Source organism: Sulfuricurvum sp. RIFCSPLOWO2_12_FULL_43_24, from assembly GCF_001829605.1.
Lineage (GTDB): Bacteria > Campylobacterota > Campylobacteria > Campylobacterales > Sulfurimonadaceae > Sulfuricurvum.
In genome coordinates this window covers 1-3,928 of the sequence record NZ_MIBT01000097.1, presented here as the reverse complement: position 1 = coordinate 3,928, position 3,928 = coordinate 1, and the positions used below count along the sequence as shown (strand labels likewise).

Sequence of the window (3,928 nt, the reverse complement as noted above, 5' to 3'; positions counted from 1 at the left end):
CGTATGGGAAGAGCGTTTGAATATCGCAAAGCGGCAAAAATGAAGCGTTGGGGAAATATGTCACGCGTATTTCCAAAACTCGGCAAAATTATCACAATGGCGGCTAAAGAGGGTGGTGAAGATCCCGATATGAACCCGAAACTCCGCAGTGCGATTTTGACGGCTAAAGCGCAAAATATGCCGAAAGACAATATCGATGCGGCGATCAAACGCGCCAGCGGTAAAGACGCTATCTCCTTGGCAGAGATGAACATTGAGGGAAAAGCGCCTCATGGTGCGCTCATTTTTGTGGAGTGTGCTACCGATAACAATGCCCGTACGATTTCGAATGTTCGTACGATTTTTGGTCGTGCCAAAGGGGAAACTCTTAACAACGGTTCGCTCGAATTTATGTTCAGTCGTAAAGCGGTGTTTCGATTTCCAAAACCTGCTATGGATCTCGAAGAGCTTGAATTCGCACTCATCGATGCAGGGTTGGAAAGTATCGAAGAAGAAGAGGGTGAAGTGAGTGTGTACGGCGAATACACCGCATTTGGAGCTTTGTCGGCTGAACTTGAAAGTTTGGGGATTACACCTGATAGCGCTGCGTTAGAGCGTATCGCAAACTCTCCGGTAGAGTTTAGCGATGAGCAAATGGCGGATATTGAAAAACTGATCGATAAGCTCGAAGAGGACGATGACGTCCAAGCGGTTTATACGAATATCGGATAAATGAAGCCATTCACCCTGAGCATGTCGAAGGGTGTTTGTTCATAGTTTGACATACCCTATAGGGCACGTGGGCTCACTACGACGGAAGTTTGTTCTTTCTCATCTTCTGATTTTGTGTAATGTATTTTTGCATCGAGCAGCAGTGTTTTAGCGAAATGGGCTTTCGTTCCTGAGGGGAAGTGAGGGTCTTTGAGTAAAACGGATATTTTTTTACTTCCATTATGTTGAATGATCCTCTTTAGTGTTCCCTCTCCCATGGCATAGGCGAAATCAGCCAAATACCAGCTTCCAAACTCTTTTTTGAGGTATTTTATATAGCGTATCGCTGCATCCGTAGATTTATCGGGATCTAAGCGTTCGTCATGCCCTTTTTTGACACTCAATCCGAAATTTTTAGCGCTTTGTTTTCCGAATTGCCATAAACCGGCTGTTCCATAGCCTCGAGACGATGGATTGAATTTTGATTCGGCATACGGAATTAGTGCGAAAAAAACGGGGATTTCCTCTGCGGTAAATTTGGCTTTGATGTGTTCAATTTCGGCGGTTGTTTGGGTATAGCGATGATAGAGAGGTTTAATGGTCCCTCGATAGCGATCGAGGGTATTATCCAGAACTTGGGTGTCATTTAAACTCTCTTCGCTTCCCAGTGATTGCAGTGAAAGATTGATCGCTTCGACTTCGCTTCGGGCATACAGGGTCAGTGAACCCATAAAAATAAATAATAAAAAGAGAGGTTTGAGCATGATTACCCTTTGTATGAAGTTCTTATCCTAGCGAAATAGATTTAATGGGTCAACAACGCTTGTAAATCTCTCAGAGAATCGATTATTGTCAAAAAGGATAAATTTTTGTAATGGTTGGCTACAATAGTTGTATCGATTTTATAGTAAGAAGGAAAACTTCATGCAATCAGAGAGAAAGCTGATTATCCGTTTTGCACTTGATTTTGATATCAAGGAGATCAATACGTATGCAGGGTACAAAGGTGATTTAATCGTTAAAATTACGACGACTGATATGAAAGCAGTCACGGAAATACGAAGGTATGCGAATAGTTTAAATATTAAAGAAGTTGTCGTTAAACAAAATCCGCATCTTTTAGAGTTTGAAGTCTTTTGTGTTACGCCGGATAAAGAAGTTTACCATCTCAAAGAAGAAGATGAGACGGTGGAAGCCATTCATATCAAACACCCGGTTAAAGATATTTGGAACGGAAGTAAGTAATTTATCCTATTTTTGTCCCGGTTAAAAATAGATAATCTTTACCCGTAACGGTAACTCGAAACTTTTTTTGCTGCAAATATTTTTTACAGTAGTAGATATCTTTGATGAGTATCGACATTTCTGAATAGGGATAATTAGGAGCTTTGGCACCGTAAATCATCTCTCCTCCCATCCAACGGCAATTTGGAAATCCTAAAATCATCGCCCCTTCTTTACTCAAATACTCTTGTACTAACGACGCAAAGAGGGCTTTGAACTCCAATGTACTGCTTTGCAATGTTCCGATCGTGATGATGAGGTCAAAGCGTCCTAAGTCGAGTGAGGCGAGATCGTTGATGTCGTGGACGTAAAAGATAGCATTCCCCTCATTGAATCGCTCTCGTGCAACACTGATGGCACTTTGTGAAAAATCGATCCCGACGAGGGAGAGATTCATGTACTCTTCAGAGGAGAGGATTTGACGGATGAGGTCGAATTCGTCCCCTGTATTGATCCCCAGATTGAGAATCCGTTTTCTCTCCCCGACTTTGACGCTATGTAAAGCTCGCAGGTAGGCGCTCAGAAATGCCGGTTCTTCGTTTTTATGAATCGCTGCGAAACGGGATGCGATTCCGTATTTTTCCTCTTTTTCCTCTGAACGGTGAAACGAATCGCTGAGGTCGAGTTTTTCGTAAGTGATTTGTACGGTGTGTTCAGAAATGATCTTCGGTGTCAGCATCCGACAAAACAGCAATTCGCCTAAATCACTCCATGCTTTGTAACTGCGATAGAGATACTCATTTCCATTGATCGTGATGGTTTCACCTGCATAGTGTCCGCGACCGATATCGGGATTGAGAACTTCGAAGGTTAGGTGATCGGATTCTTTGAGCGTTGATTGTGCCCATGAAAGGATATCGCTGAGGGGTTCGGTAGTAAAGGCTTTCAAAACAGCTCCCACGGTTTATTCCATACAATGAGTTGAGTTTTACATTCCTCACTTCCAAACCGCTCCCCCTCATCGGGTGGTACGACAAACTCAAATGCTTCATCGTTTAAATGAAACCGAAGAGCGAAGGCGTGCAGATACCCCCGTTCTTCCTTGCGTGCTACATCGGACTGTGCATAGCGCTCATCTCCTGCGATGGGGGAGCCGAGACTTTTGAGGGCGACGCGGATTTGATGGGTTTTACCCGTGTGAGGCTTAATGAGAAAAAAACGCTCATGGGTTCGCAAGGCACAGCTGATAAACTGAGTGATAGCAGGATTCTCCATCGTCGTGAGAAGTTTATAATCCCCCCGTCTGGCACTTGCCATGTCCCCTTTTATCCACCCCATTTTTTTCTTCGGCTTGCGCATCGAGATGGCGAGGTAGTATTTCTCGATTTCGCGGTTTTCGAACATTTTGCCGCATTGTGCGGCGGTTTCGGCATTTTTGGCGAGGATCACAAGACCTGAGGTCATCTTGTCGAGACGGTGGACGGGGTAGAGGGGGATTCCGAGCTGTTCGGAGACTTGTACGACAAATCCCGCTTCGGTTTCGGAGTGGAAATTTACACCTGCACCTTTGTGGGCAAGGAGAAAACGGTCGTTTTCATAAACGATACGAATAGATTTTTGATTCATTTTTAAACGGCTTTTTGATTTAAAATCTTATTTTCATATTGTACCTGCATTAACATACAGTTTATATTTCATAGTGCTTTATGGTGCTAAAATGGTAGAAATAAGGATCGAAATATTCAAAAAAGGGGCAGGGATGTATACATACGGAATGCACGGTTGGGGGATGTTCTTTGGTTGGCTGATTCCTATAGGATTGTTGTTAATGCTTGTCTATTTTTTCAACGAAAAAAGAGGTTCATCCGCCAAAGATATTTTGGATCGGCGTTATGCCAAAGGGGAAATCGATACCAAAGAATACCGAGAACGGCTGAAAGAACTTAGCTCTTTGAACGACGATAATAGCGATTAATAAAGGATATCCGATGGCAAAAGATATTGTCTGCGGAAT

Annotated in this window: 6 protein-coding genes; 3 read left to right on the top strand and 3 right to left on the bottom strand. The window is 43.3% G+C overall.

Annotated elements, in window-relative coordinates; all coding sequences use genetic code 11:
- The first annotated feature begins 3 nt into the window (after positions 1-3).
- Positions 4-711, top strand: a complete 708-nt coding sequence (locus tag A3G19_RS09395; RefSeq protein WP_015653171.1) for a YebC/PmpR family DNA-binding transcriptional regulator — start codon at positions 4-6, stop codon at positions 709-711.
- A gap of 56 nt (positions 712-767) precedes the next feature.
- Here A3G19_RS09395 and A3G19_RS09390 read toward each other — a convergent pair whose 3' ends face one another.
- Complete coding sequence (locus tag A3G19_RS09390; RefSeq protein WP_294872295.1) at positions 768-1,454, bottom strand: lytic transglycosylase domain-containing protein; 687 nt, start codon at positions 1,452-1,454, stop codon at positions 768-770.
- Positions 1,455-1,614: 160 nt separating this feature from the next.
- Between A3G19_RS09390 and A3G19_RS09385 the strand changes: the two genes are divergently transcribed.
- The gene (locus A3G19_RS09385) at positions 1,615-1,935 is read left to right on the top strand and encodes a hypothetical protein (protein ID WP_015653174.1); all 321 of its coding nucleotides are present in this window, start codon (positions 1,615-1,617) and stop codon (positions 1,933-1,935) included.
- A gap of 1 nt (position 1,936) precedes the next feature.
- Here A3G19_RS09385 and A3G19_RS09380 read toward each other — a convergent pair whose 3' ends face one another.
- Together A3G19_RS09380 and A3G19_RS09375 are read right to left on the bottom strand one after the other, a co-directional pair.
- Positions 1,937-2,875: a methyltransferase domain-containing protein gene (locus A3G19_RS09380; protein ID WP_294872292.1), complete on the bottom strand. Its 939-nt coding sequence runs from the start codon at positions 2,873-2,875 to the stop codon at positions 1,937-1,939.
- Positions 2,860-3,540: a TIGR01621 family pseudouridine synthase gene (locus A3G19_RS09375; protein WP_294872289.1), complete on the bottom strand. Its 681-nt coding sequence runs from the start codon at positions 3,538-3,540 to the stop codon at positions 2,860-2,862. Before A3G19_RS09375 ends, A3G19_RS09380 begins: the two co-directional genes overlap by 16 nt.
- A gap of 91 nt (positions 3,541-3,631) precedes the next feature.
- Between A3G19_RS09375 and A3G19_RS09370 the strand changes: the two genes are divergently transcribed.
- Complete coding sequence (locus A3G19_RS09370; protein WP_294872286.1) at positions 3,632-3,889, top strand: hypothetical protein; 258 nt, start codon at positions 3,632-3,634, stop codon at positions 3,887-3,889.
- The last annotated feature ends 39 nt before the right edge of the window (positions 3,890-3,928 follow it).

What these genes read in the sequence shown, in the direction of transcription:
- A3G19_RS09395 (WP_015653171.1), top strand. Translation starts at nt 4, where the DNA reads ATGGGAAGAGCGTTTGAATATCGCAAAGCGGCAAAAATGAAGCGTTGG.
- A3G19_RS09390 (WP_294872295.1), bottom strand. Translation starts at nt 1,454, where the DNA reads ATGCTCAAACCTCTCTTTTTATTATTTATTTTTATGGGTTCACTGACC.
- A3G19_RS09385 (WP_015653174.1), top strand. Translation starts at nt 1,615, where the DNA reads ATGCAATCAGAGAGAAAGCTGATTATCCGTTTTGCACTTGATTTTGAT.
- A3G19_RS09375 (WP_294872289.1), bottom strand. Translation starts at nt 3,540, where the DNA reads ATGAATCAAAAATCTATTCGTATCGTTTATGAAAACGACCGTTTTCTC.
- A3G19_RS09370 (WP_294872286.1), top strand. Translation starts at nt 3,632, where the DNA reads ATGGTAGAAATAAGGATCGAAATATTCAAAAAAGGGGCAGGGATGTAT.